The sequence below is a fragment of the Streptomyces sp. NPDC029122 genome, from assembly GCF_055569445.1.
This window is the reverse complement of record NZ_JBVHWK010000002.1, coordinates 399,923-421,127: the sequence shown is the minus strand read 5'-3', so window position 1 is coordinate 421,127 and position 21,205 is coordinate 399,923. Positions and strand designations below refer to the sequence as shown.

The following is a 21,205-nucleotide window of genomic DNA, read 5'->3' as shown; positions in this document are numbered from 1 at the left end:
CACTCCCGCGGCCCCCCCTCTTCCCCCCCCCCCCCTTCCCCCCCGCCCCCCTCCCCCCCCCCCCCCCCCCCCCCCCCCCCCCCCCCCCCCCCCCCCCCCCCACCCCGCCGCCCACGATCACCGCGACCGCGCCGACGCCGAGCGCCCAGCGCGCGGCCGCGCCCCGGGTGACGGCCGCGCCCAGCCCCTGGCGCGGGGACTTCGCCGGCTGCTGCGCGGGCTGCGCCGGCTCGGCGGCACGCGTGGGCTGCTCGGGCTGTTCGGGCTGCGGGAAGGACTCAGACATGGCGGGACTCCTCAGGCACAACCGGGCACCGCACCCGGCTCGGCACCGAGCATGCCGAGGCGATGCTGAAGCCCACCTGAAGCCGCCTGAAGACCCCTTCAGCAAAGCCCGGACCCCGCCTGAGACCCTGGGCGGCATGCGCGTACTGGTGGTGGAGGACGAACGACGACTGGCCCTGGCCCTCCAGCGGGGGCTCCAGTCGGAGGGCTTCTCGGTGGACGTGGCCCACGACGGGCCGCAGGGCCTGTGGATGGCCTGCGAGCACGACTACGACCTGATCGTGCTGGACATCATGCTGCCCGGCCTCAACGGCTACCGGGTCTGCGCCCGGTTGCGCGCGGCCGGCAACGAGTCCGGGATCCTGATGCTCACGGCGAAGGACGGGGAGTACGACGAGGCCGAGGCCCTGGACACCGGCGCCGACGACTTCCTCTCCAAGCCCTTCTCCTACCTCGTCCTCGTCGCCCGCCTCCGCGCGCTGGCCCGGCGCACGGGCCGCCGGGGCCCGCGGTCCATGGAGTTCGGCGACCTGCTGGTGGACCCCGCGCGCCACCTGTGCTCCCGGGGCGGGACGGAGATACGGCTGACCGCCCGGGAGTTCGCCGTGCTGGAGTACCTGGCCCGGCACGCCGGCGAGGTGGTGCCCAAGCGGGAGATCCTGGAACAGGTGTGGGACAGCGCCTTCGACGGCGATCCGAACGTGGTCGAGGTGCACGTCAGCGCGGTGCGCCGGAAGATCGACGCGCCGTTCGGCCGGTCCTCTCTGGAGACCGTGCGCGGCGCCGGGTACCGGCTGGCGGCGGACGGTGGCTGAGCCCCGCCCGGAGGCGCGGCCGGGGACGCGCCCGAAGCCCCGCGCACCCCGCCCGTTCGGCCCGGTACGCGAACCCGTACGCCGCCTGCTGCGCCGGATCGGGCCCACCACCGTCCGCGGGCGCGCCACCGCCGGCGCCGTCCTCGTCGTGGCGGCGGCCCTCGCCCTGGCCTCGTTCGCGCTGATCGGGCTGCTGGAGGCCAACCTGCTGCGCAACGCCGAGCGCGACGCCGAGCGGCAGGCCGTGACCATCGCGCGGCTCGCGGCCACCGGCGGCCTCGACCGGATGCGCGCACCCCTGCCCGGCGCCGACTTCGTCCAGGTGGTCAACGCGCGCGGCCGGGTGCTGCGGGCCACCCCGAACCTGGCCGGCGCGCCCGCGCTGGGCCCCGGCGGGCCGGCGCGCCCCGGCACCGCCTTCCACACCTGGCGGGTCCGGCCGCTCGGCGGCGAACACCGGCTGCGGGTCGTGCAGGTCACCACGGACACCCCGCAGGGCCTGATCACGGTGTACGTGGGCACCTCGCTGCGTGATGTGGACGCGGCGGACGACACCACCGCCGCCGCCCTCGCGGTCGGCGGGCCGCTGCTCCTCGCCACGGTGGCCCTGGTCACCTGGCGGGTGACCGGCCGCGCCCTGCGGCCCGTCGAGGCGATCCGCGCGGAGGTCGCCGAGATCACCGACCGGCACCTGCACCGCCGGGTCCCGGTGCCGCCCACCCGTGACGAGGTGGCCCGGCTGGCGGAGACGATGAACGCCACGCTGGACCGGCTGGAGTCCTCCGGGAACCGCCAGCGCCAGTTCATCGCCGACGCCTCGCACGAACTGCGCAGCCCGCTCACCGTGCTGCGCACCCAGCTGGAAGTGGCCCTGGCCGTCCGGGACCCGGAGCTGTGGCCGGAGCTCATCGGCGGGGCGCTCGAGGACACCGAGCGGCTCCAGCACCTGGCCTCCGACCTGCTGCTGCTGGCCCGGATCGACGCGGCCCGGCCCGTCGCGGCGGTCCCGCTGGACCTGGGTGCCGTGGTGCGCTCCGCCGTGGAGTCACGGATGGGCGACCGGGTCCCCGTACGCATGGAGCTGGAGGGCGGTGTGACGGTGGAGGGCAGCGAGATGTGGCTGACCCGGGTGGTGACCAACCTGCTCGACAACGCCCAGCGGTTCGCCGGCCGGCGGGTGGAGATCGTCCTGACCACCACCGGCGGCTCCGGGGCGCGGACCGCCGTACTGGAGGTCATCGACGACGGTCCCGGCATCCCGCCCGGCGACCGGGAGCGGGTCTTCGAGCGGTTCACCCGGCTGGACGACGCCCGCAGCCGCGACCACGGCGGCGCCGGGCTGGGCCTCGCCATCGCCCGCGACCTGACCGCCCATCACGGGGGCACCCTCACCGCCGAACCCTCGGCCCGCGGTGCCCGCCTGCGAGCGGTCCTGCCGACGGCGCCGGAGTGGCTCCCGGCGCGCCGCCCGTGCCGGAACGGCGACTCCTCGGACGTGTAGCGGAGCGCGGTCGTCCCTTTCTGACGGGAACTTGACGCCGCCCGGCCGGGTCCGTACGCACCGCTGACGTACGGGCCGCCCCGGCGGGAGTTCAATGGAAGCCGGACGGCGGGCGACTCGGGAGGGGCCGGCGGTGGGGCGACGGGTAGTGGCGGGTGTGAGCGGCGGTCCGGGGAGTGCGACGACCCTGCACCGGGCCGCGGACGAGGCCCGGTTGCGCGGGGCGGAGCTGTGGGCGGTGCTGGCCTGGCAGACCCCGCGCGGGGCTCCGGGCAGCCCGGGCGCCTGCGCCTGCGACTCCTACCCGGAGTACCGGGCCGCGGCGGCCGGGCGGCTGCGCGACGCCCTGGTGGCCGCTTTCGGGGCGGGCGGTCCGGGCGTCCCCCTGACCGCGCAGATCGTACGGGGCACCCCGCGAGCCGTCCTGGCCGACGCCGCCCGGGACGCCGACGACCTGCTGGTGGTCGGCGCCGGCCGCCGCGGACGGCTGCTGCGGGCCCTGCGGCCCTCGGTGGCCCGCCACTGCCTGGCGCACGCGCCGTGCCCCGTACTCGCCGTGCCGCCGAACCCGCTGGAGGCCCAGCTGCAGAGGGTGCGCCGCCGCAACGCGTGGCACCTCCCGCTGGACGCGCGAAAGCTGGCCGGGTGAACCCTCCCGCGGCGTCCCGGCCGGGCGCGGTCCGGGGGGGCACGCCCCCGGCCACGGCGCGGTCGGCGATTGTCCGGTTCGGGCCCGTACATCACGCGGGGGGCGAGCTACGATCACGGCGTGGTCACAGCCCGGTCCTCCCGTACGCAGCGGGTCCGCACCTCAGCGGGCCTGGCGCACCTGCTCGGGCTGGCCCTGCTGCTGATCGGTCTGCTCTGCGCACACGGCACCGGCTCCCAGGGCGCCGCCCACGCCACCGCCCCGACGTCCCCCACCCGCGCGTCCGCCACACCGGTTCCGGCCGTGCCGGCGGCGCCGCCCGGCACCACGGCCCCGGTCTCGGCGGCCCCCGCCGACCGCCACGACCCCTCCCACCCGGTCCACGGCTGCACCCCCCTGCCTCCCCGGGCCGGCTCCCCGGCCGACGCGACCGCCGCTCCCCCGCCGGCGGCCGTCGCCCGGGCGGCCCTCGCGGCCCACCGGGACGGGGCCGGCCACGGCGGCACGGCCCGCCACCCGGCCGCAGCCGCGCCCCCGGCGCACTCGAGAGCCTCCGCCGTCCTCCAGGTGTAGGCCCGGGATCCGTCCGGGCCCGTCCCGCGATCCCCACCGCCCCCGCGCCCTCCGGGCCGAGGGGTGCCCGCCGCACGGAGGAACTCTGTTGACCCGTCCCCCCGCACACCCCTTTTTTCCCGTTTCATCCTGGTTCGGCACGCTGGTGGTCGTCACCCTCGGCGCGCTGCTGTCCGCGGCCCTCGTCTGCTCCTCGCAGGGGCACGCCGACGTCTCGTACCGCTCGTCGGCCGCTGGAGCCGCGCTGCAGCCGGGACTGACACCTCCCGCAGAACCCCTGGGCCACGCGCACCCGCATCCGGGGCACGGCACGAGCTGCGCCTCCTCCGGCCCGGCCACCTCGGTGCAGGCCCCGAGCCCGCTGCCCGCAGGGCCCGCGCGGCCCTCGGCGGGTGCGGGCGCCGCTCCGGCGGCCGCCCGGGCCGTACCCGCGAGCACCACCGGACCGGCGTCCGTCCGCTCGGGACGCTCCACTCTGACCATCGTCTGTCGATGGCGGCTCTAGTCCGCTCCCGTAAGCCCGTTCGCAACGGCTGACGTATGCCCAACGGGCGGACCCTGCCCTGCCCCGGCTCGGCATTCCCACGAGCGCGACCACCCGAAGCACCATCAAACGAGAGCGGAACAATGCATTCTTCGGCCACCGACGTCACTCCTCCCGCCCGCACCGGACTCTCCGGGCTGGTCGGCAACACCCCCCTGCTGCGCGTCTCGGAGCCCCTGGCCCCGGCGGGGCGCGGCTTCTGGGCGAAGCTCGAGGGCTTCAACCCCGGCGGCATCAAGGACCGCCCCGGCCTGCACATGGTCGAACGGGCCCGCGCGCGGGGCGAACTGAAGCCGGGCGCCCGGATCATCGAGTCCACCAGCGGCACCCTCGGCCTCGGCCTCGCCCTGGCGGGCATGGTCCACGGGCACCCCGTCACCCTGGTCACCGACCCCGGCCTGGAACCGTCGATGATCCGCCTGCTGACGGCGTACGGGGCACAGGTCGACGTCGTCTCCGAGCCGCACCCCGCCGGCGGCTGGCAGCAGGCCCGCCGCGACCGCGTCACCCAGCTGCTGGGGGTGCATCCCGGTTCCTGGTGCCCGGACCAGTACAACAACCCGGACAACACCACCGCGTACACCCCGCTGGCCCTCGAACTGGCCACCGAGCTCCACCACATCGACGTCCTGGTGTGCAGCGTCGGCACCGGCGGGCACTCGGCGGGCGTCTCCCGGGTGCTGCGCCAGCTCTACCCCGACCTGAAGCTCGTGGGCGTGGACACCGTCGGCTCCACCATCTTCGGCCAACCCGCGCGGACCCGCCTGATGCGCGGTCTCGGATCGAGCATCTACCCGCGCAACGTCGCGTACGAGCAGTTCTCCGAGGTGCACTGGGTCGCACCGGGCGAGGCCGTGTGGACCTGCCGCCAGCTCGCCGCGTCCCACTACGCCGCCGGCGGCTGGAGCGTCGGCGCGGTCGCCCTCGTCGCCGGCTGGCTGGCCCGGACCCTGCCCGGGGACACCCGGATCGCCGCGGTCTTCCCCGACGGCCCGCAGCGCTACCTCGGCACCGTGTACGACGACGACTACTGCGCCGCCCACGGGCTGATGGACTCGCCTCCCGCCGCCGAACCCGAGACGATCGGCCGTCTGGACGAGAAGGAGGTCACCCGCTGGACCCGCTGCACGAACGTGGTGGACCCGCTGACCCTGCGCGCGCCGGAGGTCGCGGCGTGATGAAGGGCACCCTCGCGCAGGTCCGCACGTACGAGCGCAGCGTCCAGCTGCTGATGGTGAACCAGTTCACCATCAACCTCGGCTTCTACATGCTCATGCCCTACCTCGCCACGCACCTGGCCGGTCCGCTGGGGCTGGCCGGCTGGACCGTCGGGCTGATCCTCGGGGTGCGCAACTTCAGCCAGCAGGGCATGTTCCTGATCGGCGGCACCCTCGCCGACCGCCTCGGCTACAAGCCGATGATCATCACCGGGCTCGCGCTGCGCATCGCCGGCTTCGCGACGCTCGGGCTGGTCGACTCCGTGCCGGCGCTCATCGCCGCCTCGGCGGCCACCGGCCTGGCCGGGGCCCTGTTCAACCCGGCCACCCGCGCCTATCTGGCGGCCGACGCGGGCGAGCGCCGGGTGGAGGCCTTCGCCCTGTTCAACGTCTTCTACCAGGCCGGCATCCTGCTGGGCCCGCTGGTGGGCATGGTGCTGACGGGCGTCGACTTCCGCGTCACCTGCCTGGTGGCGGCGGGGATCTTCGCGGTGCTGAGCGCCGTGCAGATCCGCGCCCTGCCGGCCCGCCGCGGCAACGACGCCGCCGAGCGCGCCGAAAGCCCCCGGGAGGGAGTGCTGGCCCAGTGGCGGGGGATCCTCGCAAACCGCCCGTTCCTGCTGTTCTCCGTGGCGATGATCGGCTCGTACGTGATGACCTTCCAGGTCTACATGGCGCTGCCGCTGGAGGTCCGGCGGGTCGGCGGTGAGGGGGGCTTCGGGACGGCCTCGGTGGCGGTGCTCTTCGCGGTGTCCGGACTGAGCACGATCCTCTTCCAGACCCGGGTCACGGCCTGGTGCAAGGCCCGTCTGGAGCCGGGCCGGGCGCTGGCCGCGGGCCTGCTGACCATGGGGGTGGCCTTCCTGCCCCTGCTGGCGGCCACGGCACTGCCCGTACCTGAGTCGCAGTGGGGGACACGGCTGCTGGCGGCGGTGCCGCCGGTGCTGTCGGCGCTGCTGCTGGCCGCCGGGACGATGATCGCGTACCCCTTCGAGATGGACACCATCGTCCGCCTCTGCGGCGACCGCCTGGTCGCCACGCACTACGGCCTGTACAACACGGTCTGCGGTGTGGGCATCGCCGTCGGCAACCTGCTCACCGGGGCGGCGCTGGACGCGGCCCGCTCGGCCGGGATGTCGGCGCTCCCCTGGCTGGCCCTGTTCGTCCTGGGCCTCGGCTGCACGGCCGCCCTGTACGGACTCGACCGCACGGGCCGACTCGCCGCGCCGGCCCGGCAGGCGCAGCCGGAGACCGTGGCGGCCTGACCTCCGGCCCGGCCGGCGAGCGGGCCGGGTGCCGCCCGCCGACCGGTGCCGGGGTCAGGAGATGCCGTACCACTGGCTGCCCCAGCCGGTGTTGATGGTGCTGGTGGACTGCTCGGCGAGGTTCACGGTGGGCGGCAGGGAGCTCTGGCCGGTCAGGATGGTGCTGTAGCGCAGGTTCGGGGGCGTGAGGCCCGCGTTGACCGAGATGCCGGCTCCCGTGGACTTCAGGGTGAGGGCGTTGGTGGCCCAGTTGCCGTTGAGGAGGAGGGCGATGAAGTAGGTCCCGGGGGCGGCGGCGAACGGCTTGGCCAGGGCGAGCGGTTTGGCGACGGGGTCGGTCATCAGCTGCGGGGAGATGTCGGGAGTGGCCGCGCGCAGGGTGCCGGTGGCGTCGTACACGCCGAGGTAGCAGTCGGACAGCCGGGCCCCCTGGTCGAGGCCGGCCAGCCCCAGCCAGATGTTCGACCAGGTGATCTCCTGGCGCAGAACGACCCGGACCAGGGTGACCCGTCCGCCGACGCCGGCCGCCGACTGCGCGGTGACGTGCCCCGCGTCGTTGGGGTCGCCGGTCCACGCCAGCAGGTTCTGGTCCTGCGGCCGCGGTCCCTCGTACCCGGCCCCCGTGCCGCCCGGTGCGGGGGTGCCGGCGTGGCCGCCGGGGAACTGGCCGCCGCCCGCGGGCTGTTGTCCGGTGAGGTGCAGCCGGCCAGGACGAACAGCGCGGCGAGCGCGGCGGCGAGCGGACGCGCGGCGGTGGTGCGGGTGGACATGCTTCCCCCAGGTGGTGCGGATGGACCGGGGGCCATGGTCACATGCCGGGGAGGGGCCGGGTCCGTCGGCTGACGGTCCCGGCCCCTCGGGGCGGCGGCCGGGGCTCGGCCGGAGCCCCGTCAGTGCCTGCTCAGACGCGGTCGGCCGCGATCAGGACGTACTGGAAGGAGCCGTCCTTGTAGGAGTTGATGAACGCCTCCTCGATGCCGGTGACCAGGGAGGAGGTGGCCCGCAGCTCCCAGTAGGGCAGGGTGTCGGGGGTCAGGTCGATGACCGCCTGCGGGACGAGGCGGTTGTCGGCCATGGCCCGCAGGTACTCCCGGCGGGAGTGGATGTTGCACTCGAAGTGGGCGTTGATCTGGGAGACCCACTTGGAGGGCTGGCCGTAACGGGGGTTCCAGCAGCCGGTGATGGTCACGTAGCGGCCGCCGACCTCGAGGACCCGGGCGTGCTCGGCGAAGAGGTCGTGCAGGTCGACGTACATGCTCGACTCGTTGTTCCACGAGGCCGCGGCCTGCCCGGTCTCGAAGGGGGTGCCCAGCATGTTGCAGACCCGGGCGCGGACGTGGTCCTCGATGCCGAGTTCGCGGGCGCGCTGGTTGGCGAAGTCGGCCTGCTTGGCCGACAGGGTGACGCCCTCCACCGTGCACCCGAAGCGCTGGTGGGCCATGACCATCGAGCCGCCGCGGCCGCAGCCGGCGTCCACGAGGGTGTCGTCGCGCCCGATGGGGCCGAGGTGGTCCAGGAGCAGTTCGGCCTGGGCCGACTCCAGCCGGTGCAGCTCGGCGATCAGCTTCTTCTCGTATTCGCTGTCGGCCGGGTCGCCGAGGGCGGCGTGGTCGATGTCGCCGATGCCGTAGTGGTGGTGGTAAAGGCCGTCGACGTCGCCCAGGCGCAGGTTCACGGGCCTGGCCTCGTTGTTCCAGTAGCGGGCGATGTCCCCCTGGTAGGGCGTGCTCGGCGCGGGAATGAGCACGGAGCCGGCGGAAGAGGTGGCAGTGGTGGTGAGATCGGTGCTAGTCACGGATAAGTCCATCCTTACCAGAAATCGGGCAGGCTATAGCGATAGGTGTTGCTCATGTGCCAGTAGTGGTTGCCGTCGACCCATACGGCCACTCCCCGCAGGAAGCGCAGCACGGTCGGTACGGGGCAGGCGGCGGCCAGTCGTGCGGCCTCGGCCTCGAAGGTGTGCATCAGGTCGTTGTGGACCTCGACGGCCTTCAGGTAGGCGTCCTTGTCGGAAAGCCCCTCGCGCTCGGCGATCACCACGGGAAGGTTCAGGTGTTTGCCGGGGGAGTTGAGTTCCTTGGTGTACGAGTACAGGTCGTTGGCGATGGTCGTGGCGTTCCCCGCGAGCGCGATGACCCGCTGCATGGCGGGCTGGGCGTGGAGCTCCGGCGGGAGTTCGTAGCCGCCGACGGTGTCGGTGATGGTGGGGCAGGGCCGGAAGTTGTTGAACTGGCGCATCGCCAGGTACTCGGACACCTCCGGGACGTACTCCGTCTCGGCCCAGGCGGCTTCGGCGAGGTACCCCATGTGCAGCCGGGCCATGTCGTGCCGGAACCGGTCGGCCTGGGAGGGGGTGGCCGCCCGGACGAAGTACTCCATGGCCGAGCGGTAGGAGCGCCGCGGGGCGTCCGAGAGGAGCGACTTCTCCCACGCCGGCGCGTACTCCCGCGTCGTGTGGACGGGATCGAGGGCGGTGTGCGCCAGCAGGAGCCTTCCGCCGAGACCGACGGGCGAGCCGCCGTGGTCCTCGCAGTAGACGTCGTCCACGACGTTCTCGGCGACCATCAGCCGCGTGGCGATCATCAGGTGGTCGACGGTCGGTGCGTCCGGGTGGCAGGCGACCATGTAGCGGCCCACGGAGAAGCCGTCGAACTGGTCCTCCCATTCCGGGGGGTACGCCTGGACCTCGTCCACCGCCCAGCGCTTGATGCGGCGGCTGACCTCCTCGACCCGCACCGGGTCCGGCTCGGGCACGGGGTGGTAGTAGAGGCCCGGGATGGGCCGGCCCTCGGCCGGGGTCGCGGCCGCCGCCGGTGTCCCGGTCCCGGCCAGGTGCAGGGCGGCCGTACCGAGGCCGCTGGGCCCGCGCAGGATCCGCTCCAGGGCGGCGGGGCCCGCCCGCCCCACCGCCGCGGCGTCCTCCGCGGGTGCGGGCACCGCCCCGGGGGCGGGGGCGGTGCCGAAGGGCAGGACGGGTGCGGTCGGCAGGGCGGGGCGGGCGGCGACGGGGGCTTCGGCGGCCGGTGCCGCCACGACGGCGGTCTCGGCGGCCGCCGCCTCGGCGACGGGGGCGTGGTCCGGGACGCGGCCCCGGCCGAGGGCGTTGGTGAGGACGTGCGCCCCGAAGTGCGCCGCGGCGGAGGGCAGGCTCGACTGCAGAGGGGAAGGCCCGGGCTCGGGCATCCGTGACTCCTTGGTGAGGTGGGTGAGGTGGCCCGGATCCCGGGCGCGCGCGGCCCGCCCGGGAGGATGCCGGGCCGTTGCGGCCGGGGGCCTAGTCGCGCTTGCGGGCGATCTGTACGTTCTCCAGGACGCCGAGGGCGTCGGGCACCAGGATGGCGGCGGAGTAGTAGGTGGTGACCAGGTAGGAGATGATCGCCTGCTCGTTGATGCCCATGAAGCGCACCGACAGGCCCGGCTCGTACTCCTCGGGCAGACCGGTCTGGCGCAGGCCGATGACGCCCTGGTTGTCCTCGCCGGTGCGCATCGCGAGGATGGAGCTGGTGTTCTCCTTGCTGATGGGGATCTTGTTGCAGGGCAGGATCGGCACTCCGCGCCACGCCGGGACCTGCTGACCGCCGACGTCGACGTGGTCCGGGTAGAGCCCGCGCGCGTTGAACTCGCGTCCGATCGCCGCGATGGTCCTGGGGTGGGCGAAGAGGAACTTGGTCCCGCGGCGGCGGCAGAGCAGCTCGTCGAGGTCGTCCGGGGTGGGCGGGCCGGAGTGGGTCTGGATCCGCTGCTTGAAGTCGGCGTTGTGGAGCAGGCCGAATTCCCGGTTGTTGATGAGCTCGTGCTCCTGGCGCTCGCGCAGCGCCTCGATGGTGAGCCTGAGCTGTTCCTCGGTCTGGTTGTGCGGGCCGTTGTAGAGGTCGGCGACCCTCGTGTGGACCCGCAGGACGGTCTGCGCGACGGAGAGCTCGTATTCGCGGGGGTTGAGCTCGTAGTCGACGAAGGCGCCGGGCAGCTCGTACTCGCCGGTGTGGCCGGCCGACATCGCGATCTCGGCCTCGCCGTGACGGTTCTGCCGCTGCTGCGGGAGCGAGCTGAACCGCTGGAGGTGGGCCTGGAGGCTCGGCGCCGAGGACGCCAGGGCCGCGAAGTCCTCGCGGGAGAGGCTGAGCAGGGTGCCCGGGGTCTCGGCGGTGGCGGTGTAGTCCCAGTCGGCGTCGTCGTCGAGCAGGGCGTTCTCGCCGAAGCTGTCGCCGTCGGCGAGCGTGGCGACGGCCACTTCGTCGCCGTACTTGCCGAGGGAGGTCTGGCTGACGCGGCCGTGCGCGATCATGTGGATCCGGTCGGCCGGGGCACCGCGCTCGACGAGCACCTCACCGGCCCGGAAGTCGCGCTGGACGCACCGGCCGGCGATCGCGGTCAGCACCTCCAGGTCGTCGAAACCGCGCAGCAGGGCCAGTTCCCCGAGCTCCCGGGGGATCACCCGCACCGAGGCACCGTCCTGGACGAACTCGATGCGTCCGTCGCCGACGGTGTAGGTCAGCCGGCGGTTGACGCGGTAGGTGCCGCCCTTGGTCTCCACCCAGGGCAGGCTCCGCAGCAGCCACCGGGAGGTGATCTCCTGCATCTGCGGGGCGGACTTGGTCGTGGAGGCAAGGTTGCGGGCGGCCGCGGTGCTCAGGCTGGACTGCTGCGGCGGATCCAGCTGCGCTTCCGGGCTGGTGTCAACGGTCATGGGGCGAGCTCTCCTTCGTAAGCACGGCGATGGGCACAGGCGCACGTCACCGGTGAAAAGGAAAAAAAGGGGGGCGAATATCCGGGAATCCGTCCAGATCTCGGGGAACAGTAACCAGCGGCCGACCCGGATGACCTTGGAATGCCGAGGGCATTACCTCAATGCAGTGATCTTGGGTGACTGGAGGTTTGATCCGGCGGCCGGCGGGAGCCGGACCCTCCGGTGCCGCGCACCCCTTCCCCACCGGCACGAAAAAAGGGCCCCTCCCGCCGGCTTCCGCCGGCGGGAGGGGCCCAGGAGGGCGACCGTCAGGTGCGGTACGCGAAGTAGCGCGCGTCCGGGTAGGACGCGATGATGCTCGCGAGCGACTTCCGGTACGTGTTCGTGGAGTGGTACGTGAGGTACGGCATCCCGGCACGGCTGCGGTAGGTGACGATCATGGAGTGGTCCTTGGACCCGTCCTTGTTGAAGTCCACCTGCATGACGTCGCCGATGTCCATCTGGTACACGTTCGCCAGGTTCGTGGCCCGCTGGTTGGAGAGCGTGAACCAGGCCCACTCGTTCACGCCGATCCAGGAGACGGACTGGCGGGTGCCGTCGTACCACCAGTTGCGGTAGTCCGAGGAGGAGCCCGGAACGGGCTTCCAGCCGCCGGCCTTCAGCGACTGGCTGACGAAGTTGGTGCAGTCACCGCCGGCGCCGTTGAACTTGCGGTACGCCGGGTTGTAGTTGCTCCAGTACTTCTCCGCGTACTTCGCCATGGCGTTGTAGTCGTACGCGCCGCCGGTGGTCTTCTTCGGATTCGGCGTGGCCGGGTACTTCGTGGACGCGGGCGTGCCGTCCGGGTACTGGTTGCCGTCGTCCTTGACGACGGCGACCCCGGCCGCCACGGGCTCGTTGACCGCGACGGGGGCGTTCGCGCTGTCCTGGGACTTGATCGAGGTCAGCTCCCAGGAGCCGCCCTTCTTGCCCGTCAGGGTCAGCTCGTAGCGCGTCTTGAAGTCGGTGGTGTCCGGTTCGTCCCCGCGCACCTTCTTGTAGGTGAGCGTGGTCTGCTCGGTGACCTGCACGGTCGCCTTGCCGCCGGTGAGGGTGGCTCGGTCCACCACGACGCTGGTGTCGGCGGCCGTGTAGGCCTCACCGAGCTCCGCGAGGCGGGTCTTGCGGGACTTCAGCGACGCGATGGCCGCGTGCTCGTCCTTCTTCAGCCTGTCCGACAGCCGGGCCTTCTTCTTGGAGGAAGGCGCGGCGTCACGGTGCCGCACGTGACCGTCGACCAGGGCCTGCGTGCGCTGCGAGAGCACGTCGTCGGCAATGCGGGCGAAAGCGTCCGCGGTGGCGCGGTCGGCTTCCTCCGTCGTGCCCGCGCTCGCGGAGTAGGCGAACAGGCTGCCGGACGCCATGGCCACGGTCAGAGCGCCGATGGCGGCCAGCCTGAACCTCTTAGGTATCACTGTGCATCCCCTTGTCACCCGGTCCGCACGGACCGGGCGACGGAATCTTCGCACAACTGGGCGACGCCGTGGCCGTGTTCCGTTTCGTCCCGTCTCGCCCGGCAATGATCACGCCAGGCGCCGGTCCGCGCGCTTCCACTTCCGGGCGGGGCGGCGTCCCGGCGATCCGTCCGCCTTCACCCCACCTCCCCTCCGGCTTCACAGGAGGTGCATCTAGGGTGTAGGAGGAAGCACGGCACAGGGGGCATTCGGAGTGGGCGGGCAGGACATGTCCTCAAGAGGGCGATCACGGGGCAGGCGGGCGGCCCCGAAGGACGGCGGAGCGGCCGCCTCGGGCCGCCGCAGGAAGGCCGGGAGCCGCCGGGCGCGGCCCGGCTCCGGCCCGGCCCGCCGTCTCCCGGCGGTGCTCGCGCCGGTCCTCGCCGCGGCGCGCCCCGGGCTGCGCCGTCTGCGGCCGGCGTACCCGAGGCCGGGGCGCGGCGGCTGGCGCCGGTGGGCCCCCTCGGGCCGTCAATGGGCCGGCGCCCTCCTGTACCTGTTCGTCGGCATGGCGGGTTTCGTCGGAATCGCCTACGCAACCACGGACATACCCGACGACCTCAACTCTTTCGCCACACAACAGGACAATGTCTACTACTGGTCCGACGGTTCCACCATGGCCCGCACGGGCTGGGTCCAACGGCAGGAGATGCCTCTGGACAAGGTGCCCCAGAAGGTCCAGGGAGCCGTCCTCGCGGCCGAGAACGCCAGCTTCTACTCCGACCCCGGGGTCTCCCCGTCCGGCGTGCTGCGCGCGATGCGCGCCGCGGTGACCGGCGGTGAGACCCAGGGCGGATCCACCATCACGCAGCAGTACGTGAAGAACGCGTACCTGAACCAGGACCGCACCCTGTCCCGGAAGTTCACCGAGCTGCTGCTCGCCGTGAAGCTGGACAGCCGCGCGGGCAAGAAGCAGATCCTGGAGGACTACCTCAACACCAGCTGGTTCGGCCGCGGCACCTACGGCATCCAGCGCGCGTCCCAGGCGTACTACGGCAAGGACGTCTCGCAGCTCAACGCCAGCGAAGGCGCCTTCCTGGCCTCCCTCCTCAAGGGCGCCGGCCTCTTCGACCCCTCCCTCGGCAAGGAGAACCACGCGCGGGCCGTCGAGCGCTGGAGCTGGATCCTGGACCGCATGGTCAAGACCGGCCACCTCTCCCCCGCCGAGCGCGCCACGTACACGAAGTTCCCGGAGCCCTCCGCCGCTTCCCTCGTCGGCATGCCCGGGGCCCAGAACGGCTACCTGGTGGAGATGGCCAAGGCGTACGCGATCAAGGCCGGCCACCTCAAGGAGTCCGACTTCGACCTCGGCGGCTACCAGATCTACACGACCTTCGACAAGAACCGCATGGCGGCCCTGACCGCCGCGGTCCAGCAGGCCCAGAAGGACATCGACCCCGAGCGGCGTCCCGACACCGACAAGTACGCGAAGATCGGCGCGGCCAGCGTGGCCCGCGACGGCCGGCTGCTCGCCGTGTACGGCGGCCCCGACTACCTGAAGCAGGGCTTCAACGAGGCGAACGCGACGACGATCCCGGCCGGCACGGTGTTCACGCCCCTCGTCTACGCCGCCGCGCTCGAGGACGGGGTGCTGCGCACGCGCGGCCAGGCCCGTACCCCGGTCTCCCCCTCCAGCGTGTACGACGGCAACGACCAGGCGACGGTGCACACGCCCGAGGGTCCGTACTGGGACCGCAGCGGCAAGGTGGTCAAGGGGCACAACGAGGGCGACCGCAGCTGGGGGCAGATCACCCTCCAGCAGGCGGTGGCCCATTCCGTCAACACCCCCATGCTCCAGCTCGGCCTCGACGTCGGGCTCGACCGGGTGGAGTCGTACGCCGAGCGCTCGGGGCTGCTCGCCTCGAGCCTCGGGCCGCGGATCCCCTCCTTCGCCCTCGGGGAGAACTCCACGCCCAGCGCGATCCGGATGGCCGGCGCCTACCAGACCTTCGCGGCGGACGGAATGCACACCGACCCCTACTCGGTGCGGTCGGCCACCCGCGCCGGCGCCGCCGTGCCGCTGGACCCGCCGAAGGCGGCCAGGGCGATGTCGCAGAAGACCGCGCGCACGGTGACGGAGGCCCTGCGGGCGGCCGTCAGCGAGGGCTCGGCCAAGGCCGCCGCCAAGGCCCAGCCGGGTGCGGCGGGCAAGACCGGCACGACCGCGGCGAACACGGCGGGCTGGTTCGTGGGTACCACCGCGCAGGAGACCACGGCCGTGGTGGTCTACCGGATGTCGCTGCTGGACCTGATCCCGCTGCCGCTGACGGGACTGGCCGGCGACGCCCCCACGACGCCCGGCAGCGCACGGGCGGTCGGCCTGTGGGCCGACTACGCGAAGGCCGTGAAGTAGGCGGCGCCGGGAGCGGCCGTACGACGGGCCCGGCACGCGCCGCGTGTCCCGGCCGCGCCGTGTGCGCCGGCCCGGGTCACTTGATGAGCGTCTTCCAGTCCGGCGCCTGAGCGGGGTCGAGCATCCGCAGCTGGGCCAGGACCTTCGGGTCCTGGACGTCCATCCAGTCCGCCACCTCCCGGAAGGACGCGCAGCGCACGTCCTGGCGGTTGCAGACGTCCTTCATCACGTCCTCGACGGCCTTCATGTAGATGCCGCCGTTCCAGTCCTCGAAGTGGTTGCCGATGAACATCGGCGCCCGGCTGCCGTTGTAGACGCGGTTGAAGCCGTTCATGTAGGAGCCGCGTACCTGCGCCTGCCAGCCGGCGAACTTCGCCGGGTCGCCCTGGGTGCTGTCGCCCGACTGGTTGTAGAGGAAGTTGAAGTCCATGGAGAGGACCTGCACCTCCTTGCCCTGCAAGGGGACGAGCTGGAGCGGGAAGTTCCAGATGCCGTCCATCTTGGACGGCCACATCTGGAAGTCGCCCGAAGAGCTCGCGTCGTAGCGCCAGCCGTACTGCTTGATCGCGGTCACGAGGTTCTTCTGGCCCTCGAGGCAGGGCGCGCGGCCGCCGACGACCTCCCGGTCGGGGTCGAACGGGAGGGGTGCCTCACCGGTGAAGCCGGTGTTGGTCTTCCACCCCTTCATGAAGGCGTACGTCTGGTCGATCTCGCTCTTCCACTCCTCGGGGCTCCAGTCCCCGCCGCCCTTGGGGCCGCAGAAGTGCCCGTTGAAGTGGGACCCGATCTCGTGGCCGTCGGTCCAGGCGCCGCGCAGCTGCTGGATCGTGGACCGCACGTGCGGGACGGTCGGGTACGAGATGGCGGCCGCGCCCTGGCCGTGCTGCGGCGGGCGGTAGAGCGACTTCTTGCTCTCCGGCAGCAGGTAGATGCCCGTGAGGAAGAAGGTCATGTGGGCCTTGTTCTGCTTGGCCACCTGACGGAAGTGCGAGAAGAGGTGGTCGTCGCCCTCCAGCGCGCCGTCCCAGGAGAAGACCACGAACTGCGGCGGCTTCTCGCCCGGCTTCAGCTTCTCGGGCTTGAGCTGTCCCGGCTGCGGCCCGGTGTAGGAGGTGGAGCCGTCGCCCAGCACCTCGACCTTGCCGTCCCAGTCGGGCTTCGGGCCCTTGCCGAAGCCGGGCCCGCCGGTCACCGCGCCCGCCCCCGCCGGGGCCGCCAGTCTGGCGTCGTGCTCGGCGTCGGAGGATCCCGGGAGGCCGACCGCGAACGCGACGCCCGCCCCGCCCGCGACGAGTACGGCCCCGGCTATGCCCAGGCGCTTGCGGTTGCGCGTCTTGCGGCGGGCCTTGCGGGCCGTACGGGACTTCGCCCGGGCACCGGCGTCGGTCTCGGCCATCGCGGTCGTACCCCCCTGAATCTCCGCAGCCGGGCCGCGCGTGGATGCTTCATACGAATATAGAACTTCTCGGCACGGCTCTAGTACCACACCCCCCGTACCGACCGGTTTCACAGCCGGTCCACAGGGGGCGGGCAGGCGCGGGAGGAGCCGCGGGGGGAGCCGCCCGTTCCGGCGGTCACCCGGTTGCCCCTTCCGGTGGGCATCCGGGCCGCCGGGGTTTTGACTGGGAGCCCGGAAGACCCTTGGAGGCGTGGTGGCGGCGGTCGTGTGGATGCGTGGTGCGGCGGGCGGTGTGGTGCTGGCGGCGGTGGCGCTCGGCGCCGCCGGCTGTTCGGACGGCGGCGTGCCGTCCGGTGCGGTGTCGAGCGCCGCCGAGGCGGTGAAATCGGCCGGCGAGGCCGTCTCGTCGGCAGCCGCCGAGGCGGCGAGGGCCGCCGAGTCCGCCGCCGCCGTGGCCAAGGACAAGCTCGCCGAGGTCAAGGACGGGGTCGACGCGAAGGACCAGGTGTCCCTGGGGACGGTGACGAAGGACGCCGACGGCCGTACGTCGGTCCCCGTGACCGTACGCAACACCGACGAGGGGCAGAAGTCCTTCGCGGTGCAGGTCGAGTTCGAGGACGAGAGCGGCAAGGTCCTCGACACCGTGGTGGTCACGGTCGCGGACGTCGCGGGCGGGGGCACGGGCCGGGGCACGGCGCGCAGCACGCACGAGCTGTCCGGCACGGTGAAGGCCCGGACCGGCACGGCCCTGCGCCACTGACACCGCCCGGCGGGCGGGCGGCAGCGGGGTCGGACGCGCCCTGGCCGCACTGCGCGACCCGCCACCGGCCCGGCAGGCCCGCGGCCTGACGGGCCCGCGTCACCGTTCCTGCGGCGGCTTCCCCTCCGCCGCGGACACCTCGACGAACTCGACCTGGCCCTTGCCGTTGAGGCGCAGGATCGGGACGGCCTTGTTGCGCGGATTGCCGTTGTTCTGGAAGGAGATGAATCCGCTCGCGCCGGCCACCTGCTGGGTGCCGTCCATCTGGTGGAACATCCGGGCCACCGCGTCGCCCGCGACCTGTCCCTGCCAGCGGGCGGCCATCTGGATGCCGTGGGCCGCGGCGAGGACCGCGTCGTGTCCCATCAGGGCCCCGCCGTCCTCGCGCGGGTCGTGCGGGAACCACTGGTGCAGCAGTCCGCCCGGCTGGAAGTTCTTCGCCGACGGCGCGGACACCGCCTGGGGCGCGGAGCGGTACATGTCGGGGTGGGAGAGGCCTGTGTAGAGCACCTGGATGCCGGTCTCGGCGGCGTGGGCGAGCTGCTCGGCGCTCAGGTTGGTCGTGTCGTCCCCGGCGAACACCGTGAACTGCTGATCGGTGCAGCTGCGGTTGGAGAGCGCGTCGAGGAAGTGGGTGAGGTGCCGGCCGCGGCCCGCGAAGTACACGAGCTGGGGCCGCTGCTGGCACAACTGGCCGGGCATGTAGCGCAGTTCGTTCTGCCAGGCGCTGCTGACGGAGGAGTCGTAGGTCATGCGCTCGGAGACGAGTCGGTGCTTGTCGCCGTCGTGGAAGGCCTTGGTGAAGGCGGTGCCCAGGGTCGAGGCGTAGAGGTTTCCCTCCGCCACGTCCTGGAGGACGACGGCGGTGGCGACCCCGTGCCGTTTGAGGTAGCCGGCGGCCGCGTACGCCTCGTCCTCGTTGGTGGGGGCGATCCGCACGAAGCCGTTGATGTCCTGGATGTTCGTCGCGGTCAGGGTGGCACCGACCATGGCGATGCCGTGTTCGGAGAGGCGCTTTATGGCCGCGAGGTTCTCGTTGGTGCTGGGACCGAGGCCGGTCACCGCGACGAGCCGGTCCGGGGAGTCCTTGCGGGCGATCAGCTCGTCGACGGTGTGCTTCCACTGCGCGGACCTGCTGCCCGGGTTGGCTATCAGCAGGCGGATCTTGGGGGTGGCGGCGAGGTCGCCCCGGTTGTGCCGGTACTGGGCGAGGTAGGCGCCCTGGAGTTCGTGGCGGACGCCCTCGGCGGAGTTGCTGTCCTCGGCCGTGGTGGTGAAGGAGGTGAAGTAGGCGACGCTGACGTACGGTTCCTCGTCGGCGAGGACCCTGCGGTTCTCCTCCTCGATCTTCTCGCTGACGGCGTCGAGGTGCGGGGCGAAGACGTAGGAGCCGTCGGTCACTCCGACGCACTCGTCCTGCGCGCCGCGCTCGACGACCCCGTCACCGCATCGTGCCTGGCGGTCCTGGAGCCAGCCGAGGCCCAGCCAGAGCCCGGCGGCCAGCGCGACGACGGCCGCGGTGGCGAGGGCGACGCGGCGCACGACGTGGAGGGGCCATTCGAGTCTGGGCACGTGCTCAGCCCTCCCAGCCGGCCGTCTGGGGATCGCGCCAGTGGCGGTACCGTTCCGACTCGTTGAAGAGGGCCACGATGTCGTTCCTCCGCAGTTGGGACAGCTGGGTGTAGCCGTCGGCGATCATGTCGTTGAGCCGCATGGCGGGGTCGGCGAGCGGATCGCTCCACACCCAGCGGGTGGTCACCAGCGTGTGGATCACGGACTCGGTGTCCATCACCCGCCCGGGCCGGCGCGGGACGAGTCCCGCGAGGAGTTCCAGGGGTCCGCTGTCGGCGGGCAGGCGGTTCGGCGCGGCGGTGATCGCGTCGAACTCGGAGATCCACTGGGCGGCCGGTACGGCGGTGAAGCGCCGCGCCAGGTGGGCGGTGACCTCCTCGGTCCGACCGCGGGCGAGCTGGTGGTACATCTCCTGCACCGGCTTGCCCTCGCCGTGGTAGTACTCCGCGAGGAGTTCGTGCACGGCGTCCCACCCGTCGGGGCGTGCGGCCAGCCGCCACAGCAGCAGCCGGCGCAGCCACGGGTGGAGTACGGGGACGACGGAGACGGGCCCGCTCAGCAGCCAGCGGGAGCGGATGTCGCCGAAGAGGGAGTCGTCGGGGCTGAGCAGCCGAGTGGCGACGGAGAAGTCCCGGGCGGCGGCGCATTCGGCGAGGGCGGTGCGCTGGGTCCTGTCGAAGTCGCGCAGGAGGTGGCCGAGGGCCGTGTCGGCCAGGGTGGCGGAGTCCTCCCCGGTGCGCAGCGGCCGGTCCGGCAGCGTGCGCAGCCAGCGGTCCTGCCCGGGCCCCGGGTCCCTGGGGGGCCCGGCCTGGCGCAGTACGTCGAGTACCTGGTGGACGGCGCGGGGCAGTCCTCCGGTGAGGCGGTGCACGAAGGGGGTGAGGCGGGTCAGCTGGGCCAGGTCGCTGTGCCCTCCGAGCTGGAGCTCGATCCGGATCCGCACTTCGTCCAGGTTGAGGTCGCGCAGCCGTAACGGGTACCACCAGGAGTCCTCGCTGTCGCGGGTCGGCCGGTGGGCGTTCCAGTCGGCGAGGGAGGCCCGGTCGGGTCCGCGCAGCTGCCAGGGCCAGGACTCCCCGGTGGCCGGACCCCAGCGGGGCAGCCAGCGGTTGGAGCTGGCGACGACGGTCAGCGGGTCGCTCGTGCGGCCGGCGACGACCGTCTCGTCGTGGCGGGAGCGCAGCAGCAGGTCGAGGAAGCGGCGGCCGTACTCGGTGTGGGAGTTGTCGAGGAGCAGCAGGTAGGAGCGGGGCATGAAATTGCGGGCGGTGTTGCGTCTGAGGTCTTCCAGGAAGGCGGAGAAGAGGATGAGGTCGAGCCGTTCCTGTTCGTTCTCGTCGCCCTCGTGCCGCCAGAGGTTGAGCTCCACGAGGGCTTCCATGGGGTCCGCGCTGCGGGTCATGGGGTGGCGTCCGTACCAGTGGGCGCCGGCGGTGAGCCGGTTGCCCAGTCTGCCGCCGAACAGTCCGGGCACGGTGCGGCGGCCGCGCCGCAGGGCGTCCTGGAAGAGGGCGAGTGCGGCGGTGGAGGCGCCTTCGGGCATGCCGACCGCGCCCATGCCGACTTCGAAGAAGGCGGCCAGGTAGTCGCCGTGCCTGGCCTCGTTCTCCTCCTGGAACCGGTCGAGCCGGCGCTGCACCGCGCGCCGTCCCTCGGGAAGGCTGCGCATGCTCAACTCCTGGTCGGAGGCGAGCAGGCCGAGGCTGAGCAGCGGGAAGTGGGAGCGGCCGTAGCGGGGCAGTTTGCGTTCGAGCTGGCGGGCCAGGAGGCCGAGGGCGTAGCGCGGCAGCAGGGACTGGGCCCCGCCGAAGTTGACGAAGGCGAAGGGGTAGTCGGGCCCGAAGTGCTCCATGAGCGCGCTGTGCGCCTCGCTGGCTCCGCTGCCGGCGGGGCCGAGGAGCACGGTCAGGGGCCGCTCGGCCGTCGGGCTCTCCTTAAGGCACGCGTCGACCAGGGACAGGATGCCGCTGCGGCCCCGCAGGCCCATGCCGGTACCCGGCTCCATCACTCGTGATCCCCCCAGGACGACGCTTCCGAGAAGTAGAGACTGCCATCCGGAGCGGGAGTCAGACAGGGGTTTCCGCTCCTGGAT

The 21,205-nt window shown here is 72.7% G+C and carries 17 protein-coding genes; 9 read left to right on the top strand and 8 right to left on the bottom strand.

What is annotated here, in order from left to right; genetic code table 11:
• Positions 1-422: 422 nt before the first annotated feature.
• The 7 genes from ACZ4WZ_RS04275 (at position 423) to ACZ4WZ_RS04245 (ending at position 6,849) form a co-directional block, all read left to right on the top strand.
• Entirely contained in the window at positions 423-1,100 is a 678-nt protein-coding gene (locus ACZ4WZ_RS04275; RefSeq protein ID WP_467884815.1) for a response regulator transcription factor, read from the top strand.
• Entirely contained in the window at positions 1,093-2,601 is a 1,509-nt protein-coding gene (locus ACZ4WZ_RS04270; protein WP_467884813.1) for a sensor histidine kinase, read from the top strand. The genes ACZ4WZ_RS04275 and ACZ4WZ_RS04270 overlap by 8 nt, the downstream gene beginning before the upstream one ends.
• A gap of 94 nt (positions 2,602-2,695) precedes the next feature.
• Entirely contained in the window at positions 2,696-3,250 is a 555-nt protein-coding gene (locus ACZ4WZ_RS04265) for a universal stress protein (RefSeq protein WP_467884811.1), read from the top strand.
• A 120-nt stretch (positions 3,251-3,370) separates the two neighbouring features.
• Positions 3,371-3,823: a hypothetical protein gene (locus tag ACZ4WZ_RS04260; protein WP_467884809.1), complete on the top strand. Its 453-nt coding sequence runs from the start codon at positions 3,371-3,373 to the stop codon at positions 3,821-3,823.
• Between the two features lie 88 nt (positions 3,824-3,911).
• On the top strand, positions 3,912-4,328 hold the full coding sequence (locus tag ACZ4WZ_RS04255) for a hypothetical protein (RefSeq protein ID WP_467884808.1): 417 nt from the start codon (positions 3,912-3,914) through the stop codon (positions 4,326-4,328).
• A gap of 122 nt (positions 4,329-4,450) precedes the next feature.
• On the top strand, positions 4,451-5,545 hold the full coding sequence (locus ACZ4WZ_RS04250; protein ID WP_467884806.1) for a PLP-dependent cysteine synthase family protein: 1,095 nt from the start codon (positions 4,451-4,453) through the stop codon (positions 5,543-5,545).
• On the top strand, positions 5,545-6,849 hold the full coding sequence (locus ACZ4WZ_RS04245; protein WP_467884805.1) for an MDR family MFS transporter: 1,305 nt from the start codon (positions 5,545-5,547) through the stop codon (positions 6,847-6,849). The genes ACZ4WZ_RS04250 and ACZ4WZ_RS04245 overlap by 1 nt, the downstream gene beginning before the upstream one ends.
• Positions 6,850-6,903: 54 nt before the next feature.
• Here ACZ4WZ_RS04245 and ACZ4WZ_RS04240 read toward each other — a convergent pair whose 3' ends face one another.
• The 5 genes from ACZ4WZ_RS04240 to ACZ4WZ_RS04220 all read right to left on the bottom strand — a co-directional run bounded on the left by ACZ4WZ_RS04240 (position 6,904) and on the right by ACZ4WZ_RS04220 (position 12,990).
• Complete coding sequence (locus tag ACZ4WZ_RS04240; protein ID WP_467884804.1) at positions 6,904-7,248, bottom strand: hypothetical protein; 345 nt, start codon at positions 7,246-7,248, stop codon at positions 6,904-6,906.
• 502 nt (positions 7,249-7,750) lie between these two features.
• The gene (locus ACZ4WZ_RS04235) at positions 7,751-8,656 is read right to left on the bottom strand and encodes a geranyl diphosphate 2-C-methyltransferase (protein WP_467884802.1); all 906 of its coding nucleotides are present in this window, start codon (positions 8,654-8,656) and stop codon (positions 7,751-7,753) included.
• Positions 8,657-8,658: 2 nt separating this feature from the next.
• Positions 8,659-10,032, bottom strand: a complete 1,374-nt coding sequence (locus ACZ4WZ_RS04230) for a family 2 encapsulin nanocompartment cargo protein terpene cyclase (protein ID WP_467884800.1) — start codon at positions 10,030-10,032, stop codon at positions 8,659-8,661.
• Between the two features lie 91 nt (positions 10,033-10,123).
• Positions 10,124-11,536, bottom strand: a complete 1,413-nt coding sequence (locus tag ACZ4WZ_RS04225; protein ID WP_467884798.1) for a family 2B encapsulin nanocompartment shell protein — start codon at positions 11,534-11,536, stop codon at positions 10,124-10,126.
• 308 nt (positions 11,537-11,844) lie between these two features.
• On the bottom strand, positions 11,845-12,990 hold the full coding sequence (locus ACZ4WZ_RS04220; RefSeq protein ID WP_467884796.1) for an amidase domain-containing protein: 1,146 nt from the start codon (positions 12,988-12,990) through the stop codon (positions 11,845-11,847).
• Between the two features lie 268 nt (positions 12,991-13,258).
• Here ACZ4WZ_RS04220 and ACZ4WZ_RS04215 point away from each other — a divergent pair, with 268 nt between their 5' ends.
• Positions 13,259-15,382, top strand: a complete 2,124-nt coding sequence (locus ACZ4WZ_RS04215; RefSeq protein ID WP_467884794.1) for a transglycosylase domain-containing protein — start codon at positions 13,259-13,261, stop codon at positions 15,380-15,382.
• A 76-nt stretch (positions 15,383-15,458) separates the two neighbouring features.
• Here ACZ4WZ_RS04215 and ACZ4WZ_RS04210 read toward each other — a convergent pair whose 3' ends face one another.
• Complete coding sequence (locus ACZ4WZ_RS04210; RefSeq protein WP_467884792.1) at positions 15,459-16,778, bottom strand: polysaccharide deacetylase family protein; 1,320 nt, start codon at positions 16,776-16,778, stop codon at positions 15,459-15,461.
• Between the two features lie 253 nt (positions 16,779-17,031).
• Between ACZ4WZ_RS04210 and ACZ4WZ_RS04205 the strand changes: the two genes are divergently transcribed.
• A complete protein-coding gene (locus ACZ4WZ_RS04205; protein WP_467884791.1) occupies positions 17,032-17,541 on the top strand; it encodes a hypothetical protein in 510 nt (169 codons plus the stop codon).
• A 99-nt stretch (positions 17,542-17,640) separates the two neighbouring features.
• On the opposite strand, the gene ACZ4WZ_RS04200 is transcribed toward ACZ4WZ_RS04205, so the two are convergent.
• Complete coding sequence (locus tag ACZ4WZ_RS04200) at positions 17,641-19,113, bottom strand: ABC transporter substrate-binding protein (RefSeq protein ID WP_467884789.1); 1,473 nt, start codon at positions 19,111-19,113, stop codon at positions 17,641-17,643.
• Between the two features lie 4 nt (positions 19,114-19,117).
• Positions 19,118-21,118: a hypothetical protein gene (locus ACZ4WZ_RS04195; RefSeq protein WP_467884788.1), complete on the bottom strand. Its 2,001-nt coding sequence runs from the start codon at positions 21,116-21,118 to the stop codon at positions 19,118-19,120.
• Positions 21,119-21,205 lie beyond the last annotated feature (87 nt).